This is a genomic window from Streptomyces sp. NBC_01497, assembly GCF_036250695.1.
GTDB lineage: Bacteria > Actinomycetota > Actinomycetes > Streptomycetales > Streptomycetaceae > Streptomyces.
On sequence record NZ_CP109427.1, the window covers coordinates 7,734,003 to 7,753,020 of the forward strand.

13 protein-coding genes and 1 pseudogene are annotated in these 19,018 nt (G+C 72.7%); 6 read left to right on the plus strand and 8 right to left on the minus strand.

Annotated elements, in window-relative coordinates; genetic code table 11:
- Positions 1-89: 89 nt before the first annotated feature.
- From OG310_RS32760 to OG310_RS32770, 3 genes and pseudogenes are all read right to left on the minus strand, one after another.
- A pseudogene (locus tag OG310_RS32760) lies at positions 90-2,460 on the minus strand (GH92 family glycosyl hydrolase).
- A gap of 145 nt (positions 2,461-2,605) precedes the next feature.
- Positions 2,606-4,999, minus strand: coding sequence for an ATP-binding SpoIIE family protein phosphatase (locus OG310_RS32765; protein ID WP_329459468.1), 2,394 nt, complete (start codon positions 4,997-4,999; stop codon positions 2,606-2,608).
- Between the two features lie 299 nt (positions 5,000-5,298).
- Positions 5,299-6,483 (minus strand): trans-sulfuration enzyme family protein, encoded by a 1,185-nt coding sequence (locus tag OG310_RS32770; protein ID WP_329460492.1) that lies wholly within the window; start codon positions 6,481-6,483, stop codon positions 5,299-5,301.
- 120 nt (positions 6,484-6,603) lie between these two features.
- Here OG310_RS32770 and OG310_RS32775 point away from each other — a divergent pair, with 120 nt between their 5' ends.
- Positions 6,604-7,101, plus strand: a complete 498-nt coding sequence (locus tag OG310_RS32775) for an Lrp/AsnC family transcriptional regulator (RefSeq protein WP_329459469.1) — start codon at positions 6,604-6,606, stop codon at positions 7,099-7,101.
- A 426-nt stretch (positions 7,102-7,527) separates the two neighbouring features.
- Here OG310_RS32775 and OG310_RS32780 read toward each other — a convergent pair whose 3' ends face one another.
- From OG310_RS32780 to OG310_RS32800, 5 genes are all read right to left on the minus strand, one after another.
- Complete coding sequence (locus OG310_RS32780) at positions 7,528-9,198, minus strand: ABC transporter ATP-binding protein (RefSeq protein ID WP_329460493.1); 1,671 nt, start codon at positions 9,196-9,198, stop codon at positions 7,528-7,530.
- 131 nt (positions 9,199-9,329) lie between these two features.
- Complete coding sequence (locus OG310_RS32785; protein ID WP_329459470.1) at positions 9,330-10,319, minus strand: ABC transporter permease; 990 nt, start codon at positions 10,317-10,319, stop codon at positions 9,330-9,332.
- Positions 10,316-11,347, minus strand: a complete 1,032-nt coding sequence (locus OG310_RS32790; protein WP_329459471.1) for an ABC transporter permease — start codon at positions 11,345-11,347, stop codon at positions 10,316-10,318. Before OG310_RS32790 ends, OG310_RS32785 begins: the two co-directional genes overlap by 4 nt.
- Positions 11,348-11,363: 16 nt before the next feature.
- Positions 11,364-13,085, minus strand: coding sequence for an ABC transporter substrate-binding protein (locus OG310_RS32795; RefSeq protein WP_329459472.1), 1,722 nt, complete (start codon positions 13,083-13,085; stop codon positions 11,364-11,366).
- A gap of 181 nt (positions 13,086-13,266) precedes the next feature.
- Positions 13,267-13,359 (minus strand): Ms4533A family Cys-rich leader peptide, encoded by a 93-nt coding sequence (locus OG310_RS32800; protein WP_329459473.1) that lies wholly within the window; start codon positions 13,357-13,359, stop codon positions 13,267-13,269.
- 395 nt (positions 13,360-13,754) lie between these two features.
- On the opposite strand from OG310_RS32800, the gene OG310_RS32805 reads away from it, so the two are divergent.
- From OG310_RS32805 to OG310_RS32825, 5 genes are all read left to right on the plus strand, one after another.
- A complete protein-coding gene (locus OG310_RS32805) occupies positions 13,755-14,255 on the plus strand; it encodes a hypothetical protein (protein ID WP_329459474.1) in 501 nt (166 codons plus the stop codon).
- A gap of 506 nt (positions 14,256-14,761) precedes the next feature.
- The gene (locus tag OG310_RS32810; protein WP_329460494.1) at positions 14,762-16,171 is read left to right on the plus strand and encodes a cytochrome ubiquinol oxidase subunit I; all 1,410 of its coding nucleotides are present in this window, start codon (positions 14,762-14,764) and stop codon (positions 16,169-16,171) included.
- 47 nt (positions 16,172-16,218) lie between these two features.
- Positions 16,219-17,268 (plus strand): cytochrome d ubiquinol oxidase subunit II, encoded by a 1,050-nt coding sequence (locus OG310_RS32815; RefSeq protein ID WP_329459475.1) that lies wholly within the window; start codon positions 16,219-16,221, stop codon positions 17,266-17,268.
- 290 nt (positions 17,269-17,558) lie between these two features.
- Positions 17,559-18,080, plus strand: a complete 522-nt coding sequence (locus OG310_RS32820) for a SigE family RNA polymerase sigma factor (RefSeq protein WP_329459476.1) — start codon at positions 17,559-17,561, stop codon at positions 18,078-18,080.
- A complete protein-coding gene (locus OG310_RS32825) occupies positions 18,064-18,885 on the plus strand; it encodes a hypothetical protein (RefSeq protein ID WP_329459477.1) in 822 nt (273 codons plus the stop codon). The genes OG310_RS32820 and OG310_RS32825 overlap by 17 nt, the downstream gene beginning before the upstream one ends.
- Positions 18,886-19,018: the final 133 nt, after the last annotated feature.

Sequence of the window (19,018 nt, forward strand, 5' to 3'; positions counted from 1 at the left end):
GCGTGATGGTGTCCGACCTCAGGCACCGGTGCGCGCCGGCCTCCGGGGCGCCTGCCCCCCGGATGGGCCAGGCCCTTGCCCCAGCGGTGTCAGCCGCAGTGACCGGGGTGCGCAGGAGGGACCGGGCGGGTGCTCGACGGCGGCGCCTGGCGCGGGTCGCTGCCCCACTCCTTGTTCGGTTCCGCCCCCATGACCAGCGTCAGCTTCCCACCCGACACGATCTCCTCGTGCGTGATCCAGGCGCGCTCCAGCGGGCGCCCGTGCAGGCGCGCGGAGCGGACGTACAGGTTCGCCGCCGAGTTGTGGACCGTCTCGACGGTGAACCGCGTGCCGCGGCTCGTGGTGAACACGCTCTCGTCGAACAGCGGGCTGCCGATCGCGTACACACCGCTCGCCGGGGCCACCGGATAGAAACCGGCCGCGGCCAGCACGTACCACGCCGACATCTGCCCGCAGTCGTCGTTGCCCGCGAGCCCCGCGGGCCCGGTGGCGTACGCGTACTCGCACACGTACCGGGACCACTTCTGCGTCAGCCACGGCGCGCCCGCGTGCACGAACATGAACGCCATCTGGTGGACCGGCTCATTGGAGTGGTTGTACTTGTCGTTCCACTTCATCATCGCGTCCGGCGGCGTCTGTTCGAACATGTCGTTGAGCCGGGTGGCGAACGCCTGCCGGCTGCCCAGCAGTTCGACGAGGCCCGGTACGTCGTGGGGAACGAACCAGCCCTGCTGATCGGGGTTGGACTCGACGCAGCCGTCCTGGTCGCCCATCCACGAGCCGTCCGCGTTGCGCCCGCGGAACCAACCGACGTCCTTTTTGAAGACGTTGCGGTAGTTCCGGGACGTGCCGTCGAGGCGCTCGGTGTCCGCGTGCCGGCCGCTCGCCTCGGCGAACCGCGCCAGCGCGTAGTCCGAGTAGCTGTTCTCCAGCGTCTTGGACAGGCTGGTGTCGACGCAGTAGCCGAGCGTCGTCCAGTTCTGGAAGTCGTTGCGGTTGGACTTGTCGGCGGGGCCCAGCGCCACGTCACGGCAGTACGCGTACGCCGTGTCCGCGTCGAAGCCGCGCACGCCCTTCACGTACCGCCGGGTCGCCGACCATGGTGTCCGTGTCCGTGCCCAGCAGCTCCCAGCGGGCCAGTCCCTTCACCGCGCCCGAATCCGTCAGCGCCAGCAGCGTGTTGATCTGGTCGCTCACCGTCTGCTCGTCGATGATCGTCAGCAGCGGGAACTCGCCGCGGAAGACGTCCCAGCCGCTGAAGACCGTGCGCTGGGTGAACGGATCGTGCCGGACGGGCCCTTCGCCGAAGCGCGAGGCGCCGTCCGCGTCACTGGAGATCCGCGGGTCGATCATGGTGTGGTAGAGAGCGGAGTAGAAGATCTCCCGCTGCGTGTCCGTGCCGCCCTTGACCGCGACCTTCCCCACGGCGTCCGCCCACGCGTCGCGCGCCGCCGCCTCCACCCGGTCGAAGTCCCAGCCGGGGAGGGAGTCCTGGAGGTTCGCACGGGCGCCCTCGGTGCTCGTGAACGACACCCCCGCTTTCAGCAGCACCTGCCGGCCCGCCGTCACCGGGAACTCCACGAAGAATCCGGCGCTCCCGCTCGCGCTCGTCTGCGCGGTGGCGTCCCGCGTGACCACCTCGCCGTCCCAGGTGCCGAGCGAGGCGATCGGCCGCTCGAAGCGCATCGAGAAGTACACGGTGTACGTCGGCCCGTTGCCGCAGATCCAGCCGCCGCCCGAACGGTCCGCCCTCATCGAGCCCTCGACGGTGTACCGGTCGACGAGCCGCAACTCCTGCGCCACCGAATGCGATCCGTCAAAACCGATGCGCCGCGCGAGGTCGACCTTCACCCGGCCCGTGCCCGTGTCCTGGAAGGTGAAACGCAGCATGCCGGCCCGCCGGGCGGCCGTCATCTCGGCCCCTATCCGGTAGCGGTCCAGGTCGACCGCGTAGTACCCGGCGCGCGCCACCTCCGTCTCCTTGCGGTACGGGCTGTTCGCCGCGACCCGGTCGGTGACCAGGTCCCCGGTCTGGGGCATCACCTGGAGGTTGCCGAGGTCCCCGTAGCATCCGATGCCGCCGAGGTGCAGGAAGCTGAACCCCTCGATCGTCGTCATGTCGGCGGAGTAACCGCTGCCGTTGTCGCCGCCGCTGACGGTGTCGGGACTCAACTGGACCATACCGAAAGGGGTGTCCGCACCGGGGAACGTCTTGCCGCAGGCTGTGTCGGGGGACGTCGTCAGCGCCCCGGTGAGCGGGTTGACGAGGTCGACGGGCGCGGTGGCCCTGCGTGCGGTGCCCGCCGCGGAGGTAGCTCTGCCCGCGACGGTGGCAGACACGGGCGATGCGTCCGCCGCCCGCGCCGTCCCGCCGGTACCGAGGGCGACGAGTGCGCCCGCTCCGGTCCCGGCGAGGAACGTGCGCCTGTTCAGCGGGCCTTCACGGTGATCCCGGTCCACGATCGGCGCATCCTCGGCTGACAACGTTGTCTATCCCGGGCCGACTTCCGTCATGGAGGCCGGGGTGTCAAGGGGACGGCCGGTGGTATCGCGACGCGTCCGTCGGCGGGCGACCCGTGCCGGGCCGTGGACGCACCGTGCGGGCTCAGACGTCGAAGAAGCCCACCGGTCCGTCGTCCAGGCCCTGTTCGGTCCAGATGGTCTTGCCCTTGCGGCCGTACCTGCTGCCCCACCGCTGGGCGCACTGCGCCACGATGTAGAGTCCGCGGCCGCCCTCGTCGGTGTCGCCGGCGCGCACCAGGCGCGGTTGCGTGTTGCTGGGATCGGACACCTCGCAGATGAGGACGGACGAGCGGATCAGACGCAGCCCGACAGGACCGCCCGCGTACCGGACCGCGTTCGTCACCAACTCGCTCACGATCAGCTCCGTCGTGAGACTGAACTGCTCCAACCCCCATTCGTCCAGCTGTTCGTCGGCCAGTTTCCGTGCCTGGGCGACCGCCTCCGGGTCGGCGGGAAGCTGCCAACTGGCGGTGTCCGAAGGGGGGACGACCCGGGTGCGCGCCATCAGCAGCGCGATGTCGTCCCGCGGCTGCTGGTCGCCGAGGGTTTCGAGGAGGCCGTCGCCGAAGTCACGCAGTCCGGCATCGGGCGACCACGAGGACGCGAGCCCGTCCCGCACCCGCTCCAGACCCACATCGGCGTCGAAGTCCGTGAGGCCGAGCAGGCCGTCGGTGAACAGTGCGAGGACGCTGCCGGGTTCGGGCTCCACCGTCACCGACTGGTACGGCACGCCGCCCACACCGAGAGGCGGCCCCGGCGGCGATTCCACGAAGGTCGCCCTGCCGTCGGGCGTGACCAGCACGGGCGGCGGCTGGCCCGCGTTCGCGAGGGTGCAGCGCCCCGCGACCGGGTCGTAGACCGCGTACAGGCAGGTGGCCCCCACGGCGTCCTTCTGCTCGGCCGGTGTCTCGGCGGCGAGGCGCTGGATGAGGTCGTCGAGGCGGGTGAGGACCTCGGCCGGGTCGAGTTCGAGGTCGGCGAGTGTGAGGATCGCCGTGCGCAGTCTGCCCATGGTGGCCGTCGCGGGCAGGCCGTGTCCGATCACGTCGCCGATCACCAGCGCGGCCCGCAGGGACGGCAGGGTGACGACGTCGAACCAGTCGCCGCTGATGTCCGCGCCGCCCGTGGCGGGCCGGTAGATCCCCTCCGCCTCGACGGCCGCGATGTCGGCCGCCGCACGCGGCAGCAGCCGCTCCTGGAGCGAGACCGCCGCCCGGTGCTCGCGCGTGTAGCGCCGTGCGTTGTCGATGCTGAGGGCGGCACGCGAGGAGATCTCGGTCAGCAGGACCAGTTCGTCGTCCTCCAGCGGCTCCGACTCGGCCGTGCGCCACACCGAGACGGTGCCGAGCCCGAACCCGCGCGCCAGTAGGGGTGTCACCGCCACCCAGTGGGCGTGCTCCGGTACGAACAGAGCCGCCAGCTCGGCGTCGTTCAGAGCGCTCACCACTTCGTCGCGGGTCATGGTGAGGGTCCGGCCCTTCTGCAGCATCCGCAGCTGGGGGCTGTCGGGCAGCAACGGGTACGCGCCGCCGGGGCCGAGCAGCTGGGGCGGCCACTCCTCGTCTTCCGTGGCCACCGCGACCCGCGTCAGGCGCGGGGCCCCCCAGCCGAGTATCTGCGGCGGGTTGTCGCCCGCGAGCACCCCTTCCGCGAGGTCGACCGTCACGCAGCTGCCGAGATCCGGTACCAGGACGTCGGCCAGGTCCTGGGCCGTGCTCTGGATGTCGAGGGACGGGCCGATGCGTGCCGCCGCCTTCTGCTGCAGCGCCAAGTGCCGCCGGTCCCGGACCTCCTGGGTGGCGTCGTAGCTCAGCACCGCGACTCCGTCCGGTGCGCCGTCCCCGTCGTCGAGCCGGAAGGCCGACACGGACGCGACCTGGGGCGGGCGGTTCGGCGCCTCGGCGAGGCGCATGGCCTGCACCTTGCCGAGGACGGGGGTCCCGGTCCGCATGACGTTCGCAATCAGGTCCCGCAGGACCCGGGCATCGGGGCCGTACAGCCGCGCGTCCCAGTGCTCCCCGGGCGGGGTGTTCACGGCGGACATGGTGGGGGCGGCGTTGGCGCGCAGCCGCCGCTGGGCGCCGTCGTGGATCGCCACGCCGATGCGGTCCTGCCCGAGCAGCGCCCGGAAGAACGAGATGCCCTGGGCCCATTCGGTGGCGGTCTCCGAGCGCGCCGCCAGCATGATCCGCTGCCCGTCGGGCGGCAGGGGCAGCACACCGAAGGCGACTTCCCCACCGGCCGACGTCCCGCGTCCCACACCGCCGGTGTCCGACAGTGCCAGGGCACGGCACTCCGGCCCCGGAGACAGCAGCTTCCACAGGGGGAGGCCCACTGCTTCGGAGGCGTCACACCCGAGAAGCCGGGCCGCCTCCGTCGACCAGGACACGATCGTGCCCTCCTGGTCCAGTACGGCTGCGGCGACGGCATCGAGCCGGAATCCCCCGTGAAGGTCGCTGCCCTCGTCTGAGTCCACGCTGGCTCCTCCCGCCACGCGAGAGAGTTTCGTCAACTTTAACCCGATATGCCCGGTCGACGAATCGTGAGCGGGGGATCTCGTCCGTCATGGGGGAAACCCGCCCCCGCAACGGACGGGAAAAGAAGACAAGGAACGAGATTCGGCGGCGGGTATCCGGGAACGGGCCGGACGGCGTCCGTTCCCGGCCCCGTTCCCGCGTTCGTCACCCTCGCCGGCCCGGACCTGTTCCTGCTCCCGGCCCGGACCTGGTCTCCCGGCGCGCCCCGCCGTGGCAGGGCCGGGACGCCTCCTCCCATTCACCCCGCCGCGCGCAGCGCCCCGTCGAGGTCGGCCCACAGATCCTCCACGTCCTCCAGCCCCACCGACATGCGCAGCAGCCCGTCCCCGATGCCGCCCGCCGCGCGGTCGGCCGGATCGACGATGTGATGGCTCAGTGACGCGGGGTGCTGGATCAGGGTGTCCACGCTTCCGAGGCTCACGGCGGGGGTGATCAGCCGGACCGCCCCGATCAGCCCGTGCGGATCGCCCGCCGTCTCGAACGAGAGGACCGCCCCACCGCCCGTCATCTGTCCCGAGGGGCGCCCGGCCGCGCGTCCGGGGTAGTGCACCCGCGTGACACCGGGGTGGCCCGCCAGCCGGTCCGCCAGTTCCGCGGCGGTCGCCGACGCCGCGGCGATGCGCAGCGGCAGCGTGGCGAGTCCGCGCAGCAGCAGATAGCCGGACAGCGGATGCAGGGTGGCGCCGGTCGCGAACCGGACCTGCCGCAGCCGGCGGGCGTACTCCTCGTCGCAGGCGACCACGCCCGCCAGGACGTCGCCGTGCCCGCCCAGGAACTTCGTCGCGCTGTGCAGTACGAGACGCGCGCCGTGCTCGGCGGGCCGCTGCAGGACCGGTGTGGCGAACGTGTTGTCGGCCAGCAGCGGCACGTCGCCGCAGGCCCGCGCGAGGGCGTCGAGCCCGCTCTCGGCGAGCGTGGGGTTGGCCGGAGTCTCCACGACGACCAGGCCGGTGTCCGGCCGGATCGCGGCGGCCACATCGTGCGGCGCCGCCCAGGTGACGCGGGTGCCGAGCAGTGCCGAGCCCAGCAGGTGGTCACTGGTCCCGTACAGCGGCCGGACCGCCACCACATGCGGGCGGCCCTCGGCCACCGCCGTGAGCAGGCACGCCGTGAGTGCCGCCATCCCGCTGGCGAAGGCCACACCGGCCGCGCACCCCTCCAGATCGGCGAGCGCGGCCTCGAAGCGGGCCACGGTCGGATTGCCGATCCGCGCGTACACCGGCGCCCCCGGCACGGCGGCGCCGGTGCCGAGCACGTCCAGCCGCTCGGCCTCGCCGCGGCTGTCCCGGGACGGATAGGTGGTGGACAGATCGATGGGTACCGCGTGCACGCCGAGGTCCACCAGGTCCTCGCGGCCCGCGTGCACCGCACGCGTACGGAACGCACCGGGCGAGGCTGCGTCCGGCCTCCCGGAGGTGGTCATGTGTCCGGGCGCGGGGCGCGCGGCACCCGCCCCTCCCGCGGTCGTCGCTTCGGTCGTCGTCATGCCCCTGACGCTCGCAGCCGCTTCGCCGCCGTGGACGCCCGGCCGCATGATGAACGGATGAGGGACGAAAACATGCGCCTGGATTCGGTGGACACGGCGATTCTCCGCCATCTCCAGACGGACGGCCGGATGGCCAACAAGGAACTCGCCGCCGCCGTCGGCATCGCGCCCTCCACGTGTGTGGACCGGCTGACCAGGCTGCGCAGGCTCGGTGTGATCGCGGGGTACACGGCCCAGGTACCGCCCGAGGCCGTGGGCCGGCCCATCCAGGCGCTGCTGGCCGCGCGCGTCCAGCCGCACGCCCGTCCCCTGGTCGACCCGTTCGTCACCCACGTGCTGGCGCTGCCGGAGACCCTGTCCGTGCACCACGTGGCGGGCGCCGACGACTTCGTCGTCCATGTCGCCTGCGGCAGTACGCAGGACCTCCAGCGGCTGGTACTCGACGAGTTCACCTCCCGGCCCGAGGTCGCACGGCTGCAGACCCATCTGATCTTCGCGACCTGGCACGGCGGTCCGCTGGCCCCCTACAGCGCCCCTGAGGGCCGCCGCACCTGAGATGGGCGGTGAACCTCGCCTTCCCGTACGCCGGTTGAGCGAGCGGCCCCTACGTGTGGGGGCGTTGGCGTTCACCCGTACGCCTGGGGGCGCGGCCCTACGGTCCTTCCGGCGGTGCCGTCCGGGACGGTGATCGCCACGATCCCGGGCTCCCCGGCCCGCACCCGTACGCCACCGATCTCGATGCCCCCGGTCGGGTGACCGCGAAGGCGCCCCTGACGATGAGCGGGACGCACCGCGTCAACTCCTCGTAGGCCGCCGGGATCAGCGCGGGGCCGTCCCCGAGCCGCTGCCACCGATCGGGGCGGCTGAGCGGTACGTACACGAAGGGGGGAGCCGGGAGGCGGTCGTGCCGTGGCAGGCGACGAGGATGCCGACACGGAGCGCCGCCGCCCGGGCAGGTGCTCCCGGGCGGCGACGGCACGGTCACGGCAGGGCGGGCGCCTTCCCCGCGCGGGCGAGGCGCCGGGCCGTCGACTCCTCCGGATCGAGTACCGGGACCGCCGCCAACAGGCCCTTCGTATAGGCGTGTTCCGGTGCCTCGTACACCCGCTCAGCCGGGCCCTGCTCCACTACGCGCCCGGCTCGCATCACGAGGACCCGGTCGCTCACCTGGCGCACCACGGCCAGATCGTGCGCCACGAAGACCAGGGACAGCCCCAGTTCGCGCTGGAGTTCGCCGAGCAGTTCGACGATGTGCGCCTGGGTCGTGACGTCGAGCGCCGAGACCGGCTCGTCGCACACGATCAGCTTCGGCCGGGGGGCCAACGCCCTTGCGATGCCGACGCGTTGCCGCTGGCCGCCGGAGAACTCGTGCGGATAGCGGTCGTACCATGCCGGATCGAGGCCGACCCGGTCCAGCAGATCCCGCACCCGTGCCCGCACGGCCCGGTCGTCCAGGTCGCCCGCCGACCGCAGCGGATCCGCGATCGACTCGCCGATGCTGCGACGCGGATTGAGGGACGACACGGGGTCCTGGAAGACCATCTGAAGCTCGCGTCGCACCGGCCGCAGCTGTCGCTCGGACAGGTGCCCGATCTCCTGTCCCTCGTAGCGCAGCGCGCCGGCGGACGGTTCGAGCAGCCGCACCAGCATGCGGCCCAGCGTGGTCTTCCCGCTGCCGGACTCGCCGACCACGCCGAGCGTCTCGCCCCGGCCGACCCTCAGCGACACGCCGTCGACCGCGCGGACGAGATCGCCACCGCGTCCGAACTCCCGCCGCAGGTCCACCGCTTCGAGCAGTACGTCGCCCCCGTCGGGCAGCCCGTCGGCCTGCGTGTCGCGCACCCTTGGCTCCGTACGGGCAGCTCGCTCCGTCGGCGCGTCGGCCCGCGGCACCGCGGAGATCAGCTCCCGCGTGTACGTCTCGCGCGGCGCGCCCAGCACCTCCCGCACCGTGGAGTGCTCCACCGCACGGCCGTCCCGCATCACGAGCACGTCGTCGACGGTGCCCGCCACCACGCCCAGGTCGTGCGTGACGAGGAGCAGCCCCGCGCCGGTCTCGGCGCGCAACTCGTGGAGCAGGTCCAGGATCTGGGCCTGCACCGTCACATCGAGCGCCGTCGTCGGCTCGTCCGCGACCAGCAGCCGGGGACGGCAGGCCAGCGCCATCGCGATGACGGCGCGCTGCCGCATCCCGCCACTGAACTCGTGCGGTCTGGCGCGGGAGCGGCGCGGCGCGTCCGGGATGCCGACCCGGTCGAGCACCTCCACGGCGCGGGCCCGCGCGGCCCGGCGGGTCGCCGTGTGGTGCACCCGGTAGACCTCGGCGATCTGGTCCCCGATCGCGTAGTAGGGGTCGAGGGCGGAGAGCGGGTCCTGGAACACCATCGCGGCCAGGCCGCCCCGCAGCCTGCGCAGGTCGTCGCGGTCCGCGGTGAGCGCGTCCACGCCGGCCACGGTGGCCGAGCCGCTGACCCGCGCGCCGGTGTCCCGGTGCAGCCCGAGCAGTCCGAAGGCGACCGTGCTCTTGCCGGAGCCGGACTCGCCGACGATCCCGAGGGCCCGGCCCGCGCCGAGGGTGAAGGACAGCCCGTCCACGGCCCGTACGGAGCCTTCCGCGGTCGGGAAGTCCACCACCAGGTCGCGCACGTCCACCAGCGGCTCGGTGCCGTCCTGCCCGGCCGCGGCGGGACCGGCGGGCCCGCGCGAACCGGCGGACCCCGTCGTGCCGGGCCGTCCTTCGCCCCGTCCGCTGTCGCCGGCCCGGGGGCCGGAAGCACTGTCGGTCACTGGAGCACCACCCGTCGGTCGATCACGGCATACAGCAGGTCGGCGCCCGCGTTCGCCACCACCACACAGAACCCGGTCACCATCACGAGGCCCACCACGACCGGCAGGTCGATCTGCGACACGGACTCCACGAGCAGCCGGCCGAGGCCCGGCAGCCCGAACAGCGACTCCGTCAGTACGGCGGACCCGAACATCGTGCCCAGATCCAGTGCGCTGAGGGCGATCACCGGGGTGAGGGCGCCCCGCAGCGCGTGCCGGGTCACGAGGCGCCGCTCGCTCACCCCGTACGCGCGAAACGTCCTGATGTGGTCCTCCGCCAGCGTCTCCAGCATCGAGGAGCGGGTCAGTCGGGCGTACTTCGCGGACTCGATCAGCGCCAGCGACACCCAGGGCAGCAGCAGCCCCCAGAACCACTGCTGCGGATCCGTCGTCAGGGACACGTAGTCCGGGAACGGCAGCCACTGGAGCGTCGAGCAGAACAGCACGAGCAGCAGCAGGCCGATCACGAACACCGGCATGGCGTTGCCCGCCAGCGTCAGTCCCGTCAGGGCCCGCTCGGTGAACCGGCCGCGCCGTAGGGCGGACATCAGCCCCGTGCCGACGCCGAGCGCCAGCCACAGCACCATCGCGCCGAGCGCCAGCGAGGCCGTCACCGGGAGCCGCGTGCCGATCATGGACGTGACCTGCTCGCCCGTGCGGTACGAGACGCCCAGGCACGGTGCGTGGCAGTGCAGCACGCCGGTACCGGTGGAGAAGTCGCGCCCGGCGACGATGCCCTGCAGGAGGTGCGCGTACTGCAGGTAGACGGGGGCGTCCACCCCGAGCCGCTGCCTGACCTGCTCCACCTGTGCGGGGCTGCACTTGATCCCGCACGAGAGCCGGGCGGGATCGCCCGGGGCGACGTAGAACGCCGCGTAGATCACGATCGACAGCACGATCAGGACGACGAGCGCCCCGATCACCCGCCGGATCAGATAGCGCGTCATACGGCTGCCTCCCGACCGCTGTCCGCGGCTTCCTGGCCGGCCGACCGCGCGGCCTTCCTGTCACGGCGTCCGCCGCCGATCCGCAGACGTGAGGCCGCTCTCGGGTCGAGCGCCGTGCGGACCGCGTCACCGAGCAGCGCGAACGACAGTGTCGTCACGAAGATCATCAAAGACGGCAGCAGCACGTACATCGGATCGGCCTGGAACCAGGTCGTCGCCGACGTGAGCATCTGCCCCCACGACGACGTCGGGGGCCTGACCCCGACGCCGAGGAACGACAGGCCCGCCTCGCTGACCACGTTGGACGGCAGCAGCAGCGCCGCGTACGTCACCACAGGAGCGGCCAGCGGAGGCAGCAGTTCCCGGCGGGCCACACGCCAGCCGCCCGACCCGCCGAGCCGGGCCGCCGCCACGTAGTCCAGCGACTTCAGACTCAGCGTCTGGGCACGCACCACCCGGGCCGTGCCACCCCAGCCCAGCAGACCGATGACGAGCATCAGCAGCAGTGGGCGCGGGAAGCCGGCCGGTACGACCGCCATCAGCGCGATGGCGAACACCAGCGTCGGCAGCGCGAGCATCACGTCCGTGGTGTGCGCGAGCACCTGGTCGAGCAGCCGGTTGCCGAGGCCCGCGGCCAGCCCGACGACCAGGCCGATCGCGACCTGGACGACGGTCGCGCCGACCGACACCAGCAGCGACACCTGCGCCCCGTAGACGAGGCGGGCGAACAGGTCCCGGCCGGTGCCGGGTTCGACACCGAGCCAGTGCGTGCCACTGACCCCGCCGAACGGACCGATCGGTACGCCGCCGGACGCGGAGTTCACCAGTGCGTCGTGGTACGTCGTCGGGTCCTGGCCCTCGACGCTCGCGAGCAGCGGCGCCGCGATCGCGACGACGAGCAGCAGGACGAGGACGGCACCGCCGGCGAGCGCGGCCGGCTGCGCGCGCAGCCGGCCCCAGACCTGCCGGGCGCCGGCGGCGGGGGTCGCCGCCGCCGGATCACCCGTGAGGAGTTGTTCTGTGCTCATGATGAGGAGGTCCGCGTCACTTGACCGCGACCTGGGAGACGTCCAGCACCCCGGTCCAGTCGCTGATCACCACGTTGCGCACGTCCTTGCCCACGAGCCGCTTGTAGACCGGGTGCACCAGCGGCACGGTCAGTGCCTTCTGGCCGATCCGCTGGTCCAGCGCCCCCCACTGCTTCGCGGCGGCCGCGTGGTCGGTGAGCTTGTTGATGCTGTCGACGCTCTTGTTCACCGACGGGTCGTTCAGCTGCGAGGAGTTGAAGTTGTAGCCGTCCTTGACGATCTGCCGGCCGTCGAAGATCGGGGCGAGGAACGGGCCGCCCGACGGCCAGTCCGCTCCCCACGTGGTGAAGAACAGACCGGGCTCGGTGGAGGTCGAAAAGACGGTCTGGCTGTACTTGTTCTGCTCCAGGCCGTCCAGCTTCACCGTGATGCCGGCAGCCTTCAGGGCGCCCTGTACGGCCGAGGCCATCTGCGGGCCGGAGTTGTTGGCGTCGCTCTCGGAGTGGGTGAGGGTGATCGTCAGGCCGTGGGGGTAGCCGGCCTGCTTCAGCAGTTCCTTGGCCTTCGCCGGGTCGCCGCTCTTGCCGGCCGGGAACGGGTCGTACGGCGTGTAGCCGAAGGCCGCCTGGTTCGGCAGGAAGGTGGTCGCGGGCTCGGCGAGCGAGGAACCGCCGGCCGCGTTGACCACCGAGGTGCGGTTGATCGCGTAGGCGACCGCCTCCCGCACCTTCGGGTTGTCGAACGGCTTCACCTTCGGGTTGAAGGCCAGGTAGTCCGTCTCGCCGAAGTGGCCGGTGCCGACGCGCGAGGCGAGTTCCTTGTCGCCGGTGACCTTGGCGAGTTCGGCCGGGCCCAGGTTGGTGTCCGTGGTGACGGCCGCGGCGTCCGGGCCGGTGCCCGTGGAGAGCCGCTGGTTGATCACGGCCGTGTCGAGGCCGCCCTGGACGTCGATGGTGTCCGGGTAGTTCTTGCGCTGGCTGTCGGTCGACGCCGACCAGTGGGGGTTGCGCTTGAAGGTCAGGTCGAGACCGTTGTTCTCGTTCTTGACCACCTCGTACGGACCCGATGATATCGGGTGGTTCGCGTACTTTGTCCCCGTGTCCTTCGCCTGCGGCACCGGCGTGAACTGCGTCTGCGTCGCCAGGTAGGGGAAGTCGCCCTCGGGCTTGTTCAGGTGGAAGACGATCGTCGACGCGTCCGGGGTCTCGATCGACGCGAGGCCCTTCTTGTCCTTGTAGGGCCCCTGGTAGCCGGCGGCCCCGACCAGCCAGTCCCGCAGGTACGGCGCCCCGCCCGACAGCTCCGCCGCGAACGACCGCTCGATGCCGTACTTGATGTCCGCGGTCGTGATCGGCGTGCCGTCCTCGAACTTCAGCCCGCTCTTGAGGTGGTACGTCCAGACCGTCGCGCTCTTCGACGGCTCGCCGGTGTTCGTGGCGAGGTCCGGCACGACCTTGTTGCCGGCCGCGCCGTTGGCCCTGTTGCGCGTGGTGAGCGTACGGAAGACGAGGGAGGGGATGTTGCCGCCGCCGGAGGTGTACTCACGCGCCGGGTCGAAGTTCGTCATCGGCGACTGGTTGAGGACGAGGAGCTTCCCGCCCCGCTGCGGCTTGGAGCTGCCGCCGTCCGCGCTCGCCCCTCCCTTGCCGGGCCCGCACGCGCAGGCGGCGACGGCCAGCGTCGCGGTGACGGCCACGGCGGCCGCCGTACGGCGGGAGAAATGAGGTGAACGGGACATCGGCTACGGCCTTTCACTGCCAGGAAGGGGGAGTAGTGCCGCAGGCAGCGGGGGACCGACCGGAAAACACCGGTGAAACACCGGAGAAGGAGGAGAGCACCGCGCCCGCAGGGAGGGCCCAGCACGCAGACGCACGTCCCCCACGAAAGCGCGGAGGTACGGGACTACGGGAAGGGACCGGTCAGCGACAGAGAATGTCGGCGACGCAGTGCTCGGTCACCCCGATGAGCGCCAGCCCGTAGGCGGCGCGCGCGAGGGGGCAACGAGCGGTCATGCCGAGAAGAGTGAACGACTGTCCGAAAAAAGTCAAAACGATGCAGGTCAGAGCGGGTGGAAAGTGACGGCGCTCACGCCGGGAACCCGGTGCCGGGCGCATGGCGGCCCCCTGATGCCCCGTAACCCGCCGGGGCGACGGCTCCGGGTGCGCTGCCGGGCGGGGCGCGCACCCCGCACCGGGACTCGGGCAGGCGGTGGTGTTTCGGCCACCGGGCGGCCGGGCCCCTCCCGCGCCCGGGTGGTCCGGGCCGGGGCCCGCCCCGGCCCGCTGCCCCCGCCACCTGCTCCGGACACCTGCCCCCGTCGCCGGCCACTGGTCCCGTCCCACCGGGCCCCTCGCGGCGGACCCCGAGGGGATGCGGCCGCCGCGCCCCGGCCGACATGATGGCCGCCATGTCTCCCACCGAACCGGTCGCCAGGGCGTCTTCGGCGCCGCCGCTCGCGCCACGTTCCGTCTCCGGCACCCTCTGGCGCTGCGCGGCGACCCTGCTCGTCTCGTGCGCGGCCGTCGGCGCGGCAGCGGCCCTGGACGCGCGCCTCCACATCGACGGCGCGACGGCATCCCTGCCGACCACCGTCGTAGCGCTCCTCGCGGCCGTGCTCGTCGGGGCCTGGCTGCGCGCGGGGCAGGCATGGCTCTTCGCCACGTTGGCGGGTGCGGATGTCTGCGGCCTGTCGACGGCGAACCTCCTCGCGCGCGGGCTCCTGCGCGGTGGCCACCCGCACCCCGCCGTCCTTACCGGGAACGTCTGGAGCGAGACCCTGGCCGCGTCGGCGGCGATCGCCCTGGCCGTCCTGGTCGTCTGCGTCGTCGGGGGAGGCGTACGCGGCCACCGCCACCCGGCCTCCCTCCCGCACGACGACACCAAGGACATGAAGAACCCGAGGGCATGAAGGAACCCCAGGACATGAAGGAACCCGAGGGAACGAAGGACGCCAAGGCCCCGGGCGCCGAGGAGGCGTGACTCCCCGCCCCGCGCCCCACGCGCCGGGACAGGCACGCGCGGGGCGGGCGGTCGCTGCCCGGCCCGTCGCATTCGGCGGCCCGTATCGAGAGGTCCCGATCGCGATCGAGAGGTCCGCGCGACCCGCACCGGACGGCGTCGTACGGGACGCCCTCACACCGGGGCGGTCGCCTCGCGCGAGGGCACCGGGCGGTCGGCACGGCGGGACCCGCACCGGGCGCCCCATCGCCCGGTCCGTGCCGCGCGACCCGCACCGGGCGCCCCCGCACCGGGCGGAAGGGTTGTCCCCGGCCGTGCCCCTCCGTGTCGGAGCGGAACGGCCCTGGCGGATGCCTACACTCGGCCTCCCCCCGGCGTCCCGAGCGCTGGGGGAGGCATCCCCCCGCCGCCCACCCCGCTGTGAGGAGCCGCCCCGTGCTTCAGGCCTGTGACCTCGTGCCCGACGCCGTCGCACGATGCCTCGTCTCCGCGACGGCGTCCGCGGTGTCACCCGGGGACCTGGCCGCGGCACGGGCGCAGATGGGCTTCTCCCTGGCGTGGCACATCGTGCTGGCCTGCCTCGGGGTGGGACTGCCCCTCCTGACCCTCGGCGTCGAGTGGTACGGCATCCGCAGCGGCAGGCCCGAGTACCAGTTGCTTGCCCGGCGCTGGGCGCGCGCCATGGGCGTGCTGTTCGCCGTGGGAGCGGTCTCCGGCACCATCCTCAGCTTCGAACTCGGCATCCTGTGGCCCGGGTTGATGGGCAAGTTCGGCCAGGTCATCGGTCTGCCCTTCGCCCTGGAGGGCTTCGCCTTCTTCATCGAGGCGATCTTCCTCGGCATCTACCTCTACGCCTGGGACCGGCTGCCGCCCCGCAAGCACCTGCTGACCGGAGTGCCCATCGTCGTCGCGGGTGTCGCGTCCGCCTTCTTCGTCGTCTGCGCGAACGCGTGGATGAACCAGCCGCGCGGTTTCACCCTGGACCACGGGAAGCTCACGCACGTCGACCCCTGGGCCGCGATGATCAACCCGGCGGCCCCGCCGGAGTCGGTGCACATGATCCTGGCCGCGCTGATGGTGACCGCCTTCCTCACCGCTTCCGTCTACGCGGTCGCGATGCTGCGGGGCCGCCGGGACGCGTACCACCGAGCCGGGTTCTTCGTGCCGTTCGGATTCGGGGCGGTCGTGGCGCCGTTCCAGATCGCCGCGGGTGACTGGGCCGCCCGCTTCCTGTCCCACTACCAGCCGATGAAGCTGGCCGGCATCGAGGGTGTCTACCACACCGGCTCGCACGTCCCCCTCACCATCCTGGGCTACCCGGACCGCGGTGAGCTGCGCTACGGCCTGAAGATCCCGGACGGCCTCTCGCTCCTGGTCGGCTACCACCCCGGCACCGTCGTCCGCGGGCTGCACGACGTGCCGCGCGACCAGTGGCCGCCCGTCGGCGGCGTTCATCTCGCCTTCGACGTGATGGTCGGCACCGGCACGTTCCTGCTGGCCATGGGGGTGTGGCTGCTGCTCCTGCGGTGGTGGTCGCGGCGCACCGGCACGGCGATGCTGACCCCGCGCGGCACACGCCCGTTCCTGCTGCTCGCCGCACTCGCCGGTCCCGGGGCGGTCGTGGCACTCGAATGCGGATGGTCCGTCACCGAACTGGGCCGCCAGCCGTGGATCGTCTGGGGCGTGATGCGGGTGAGCGACGCGGTCAACCCGGCGCCGGGTCTGATGGCCGGGCTGTGGGTGGTGCTGGTCGTCTACGCGGCGATGACCTTCGCCACCGTGTACGTGCTGCGCCGCCTGACCCGCGTGACACCCGTGCCCGTCGCACCGCAGGAGAGCGACGTCCTGGACTACCCCGTCGTCTGACCCGACACCGGGCCCCGTCCCTCGGGTCCCCGCAGCAGGAGGCGAACGTGATCGCAGACGTGATGCTGGCCGTGATGTGGGTGGGCCTCACCTGCTACGCCCTGTTCGGCGGGGCCGATTTCGGCGCCGGGTTCTGGGACCTCCTCGCCGGCCGGGGCCGCCGGGGCGGGCGGCGCCGCAAACTCATCGAGCACAGCATCGGCCCGGTGTGGGAGGCCAACCACGTCTGGCTGATCTTCGTTCTGGTGATGCTGTGGGCCTGCTTCTCGCCGGTGTTCGCGGCCGTCCTGTCCACCCTCTACATCCCGCTCACCCTGACGGCGCTCGGCATCATCGCCCGGGGCGCCGCCTTCGCCTTCCGCAAGGCCAGCACGGAGATGTGGCAGCAGCGCCTGTTCGGCGGCTGCTTCGCGCTGTCCTCCGTGATCACCCCGCTGTTCCTCGGCGCGGTCGCGGGCGGCGTGGCCTCGGGCCGGGTGCCCCCCGGTATCGCCGAGGGCGACACGGTGACGAGCTGGATCAACCCGACGTCGGCGCTCGGCGGCGTCATCGCCGTACTGACCTGCGCCCACCTCGCCGCGGTCTACCTGTGCGCGGACGCCGTGCGCGCAGGCGACGACGTGGAGGCGGCCGACTTCCGCCGCAGAGCGGTGGCCAGCGGACTCGCCTGCGGAATCGTCGCCCTGGCCGGTATCGCCGTGCTCGACCAGGACGCGCCCGTCCTCTTCCACGGCCTCACCCACCGTGCCCTGGCGCTCGTCGTCGTCGGCGCCGTGGCGGGCCTCGCGGACGTGGCGCTGCTGGTGCGTGGCCGGTACGTCCTGGCGCGGGGAGCGGCGGCGCTCGCGGTGGCGGCGATCCTGTGGGCCTGGGGCGTGGCGCAGTACCCGAACATGCTCGTTCCGTCGACCACCGTCTCCGACACCGCCTCGCACACGTCGGTGCTCATCGCGTCCCTGATCTCCGTCGGTGTGGGCCTCCTGGTCCTCACCCCGTCGCTGTGGCTGCTCTACGCGACGTTCCAGCGCACCCCGGAGCGCGGTGGCCCGGGCGGTGGGCGTCCCGGCGCCGGCGGTGAGCCGGGCCGCGCCGTCTGACGTCCCGGTACCGCTCGTCTCCTGGGACCGGACGCCGTCACCGCCCGTCGACCCGCACCGCAGGCCCACCCCGCACCGCAGGCCCCCCGCACCGCCACCGCCACCGCCACCGCCGTCGACCCGTACCGCCCGGGACGCGCGCGACGGGCCTGGTACCGCCGTCGGCGCGGCCGTACGAGGGCCCGCTACCGACGGGTCGCGCCGGTCGGGCAACCGAACCCCCTTCCCAACCGGTTGACCGTGTGTGAAGGACACTGGCTCGACAGGGACACGATGGCGAGGGCACGGTGGTGACGGGCACTACACCGGACTTCGAGGAGTTCGTCGCCGCGCGCGGACCGCAACTGCTGCGTGCGGCCTGGATGCTGACCGGCGACGCCCATCTCGCCGAGGATCTCCTGCAGACCGCGCTGGCGAAGATCTGGCCCCGGTGGCACCGCGTCGCCACGCAGAACCCCGAGGCGTACGCCCGCAAGGTGCTCGTGAACACCTTCTCGTCATGGTGGCAGCGCCGGTGGCGCAGCGAGGTGCCGCACGGGGAGGTCCCCGACTCCGTCACCGCCGACGTCTTCCCCGCGGTCGATCTGGAGCACTCCCTGGCCCACCTGGTCCATTCCCTGCCCGGGCGCCAACGCGCTGTCGTCTTCCTGCGGTTCTTCGAGGACCTGAGCGTCGAGGAGACTGCCGCGATACTCGGCTGCCGCCCCGGCACGGTCAAGAGCCAGACGTCCAAGGCCCTGAGCGTCCTGCGCGAGCAACTGGTGGCTGTACGGAACCGAGAGGAGGACGCTCCCTGTGCCGGGCACCGATGACGAACTGGAACGGCAACTGCGTGCGGTCCTGAGGCGCGGTGTGCCCCCGCTCACCGCGCCCGGTGACCGGATGCGGCAGATCCGCCACCGGGTCGGCCTGCGCCGCCTGCGCCGTCTGCTGCTGGCGGCCGCCGTCACGGCGGCCGCCGCCGTCGCCCTCGGGGGGTACGTGCTCGGGCCGGGACCGCTGCCCGGCTCCGGCGCCCAGGGCCCGGGGGCCGTGACCCCCGCCGCGCCGCCCCGCGCCGTCCCGCCCGGCGCCGTGCCGGGGCTGGTGCCGCGCACGGTCGACGTCCTCGGCGTGACCATCACGCTCCCCGGGGGCTGGCACCCCGTCTCGGCCGTCGACGAGCGGGGGATCCCGCACGAGTTCGTCGGCAACCGGGTGGTCGCCGACACGGCGACGTGCGTACGCGCCGGTGTCGCCCACTACGCGTGCCTTCCCCTGCTCAAGCTCACCGGCGGCCAGGTACTGATCTCCTTCGAGCACACCGAAGCGGCCAGGACGCCGTACGGCACGGAGCCGTTCACCGTGAAGGCAGTGCACGCGCCCGGTGCCGGGTGCCTGGCGCTCGGCGGCGACCGGGAGCTGACCGGCCGGGGCGAGGCGCCGGCGGGCAAGGGCTGGACGATCACGGCGCACGCCTGCCTGTCCCACGCCTCGGACGCGACGCTCGCGGTGGCCAGGAAGGTGCTGGAGAGCGCCGTCCTCACCGACCCCGCCCCCACCCCGACCGATGCGACCGCGCCCGCCTCCACCCCGACCGATGGCACCGCGCCCGCCACCACCTCGCCCGCCGGTTGACGACGGGCCGCCGACCCCGCCGGCGGTGAGCGCGGCGCCGGCGGCGTCCACCGCACCCGCCCGCTGGGGCCAGGTCCACGTCCGTCCCCTCGTCCTTCGTCCGTGACCCCTCGCCGGCCGGACTCCGTCCCCA

Excerpts from the sequence above, each read along its gene's own strand:
- OG310_RS32800 (WP_329459473.1), bottom strand. The coding sequence starts at position 13,359 with ATGACCGCTCGTTGCCCCCTCGCGCGCGCCGCCTACGGGCTGGCGCTC.
- OG310_RS32795 (WP_329459472.1), bottom strand. The coding sequence starts at position 13,085 with ATGTCCCGTTCACCTCATTTCTCCCGCCGTACGGCGGCCGCCGTGGCC.
- OG310_RS32770 (WP_329460492.1), bottom strand. The coding sequence starts at position 6,483 with ATGACCACCTCCGGGAGGCCGGACGCAGCCTCGCCCGGTGCGTTCCGT.
- OG310_RS32805 (WP_329459474.1), top strand. The coding sequence starts at position 13,755 with ATGTCTCCCACCGAACCGGTCGCCAGGGCGTCTTCGGCGCCGCCGCTC.
- OG310_RS32785 (WP_329459470.1), bottom strand. The coding sequence starts at position 10,319 with ATGACGCGCTATCTGATCCGGCGGGTGATCGGGGCGCTCGTCGTCCTG.
- OG310_RS32790 (WP_329459471.1), bottom strand. The coding sequence starts at position 11,347 with ATGAGCACAGAACAACTCCTCACGGGTGATCCGGCGGCGGCGACCCCC.
- OG310_RS32775 (WP_329459469.1), top strand. The coding sequence starts at position 6,604 with ATGAGGGACGAAAACATGCGCCTGGATTCGGTGGACACGGCGATTCTC.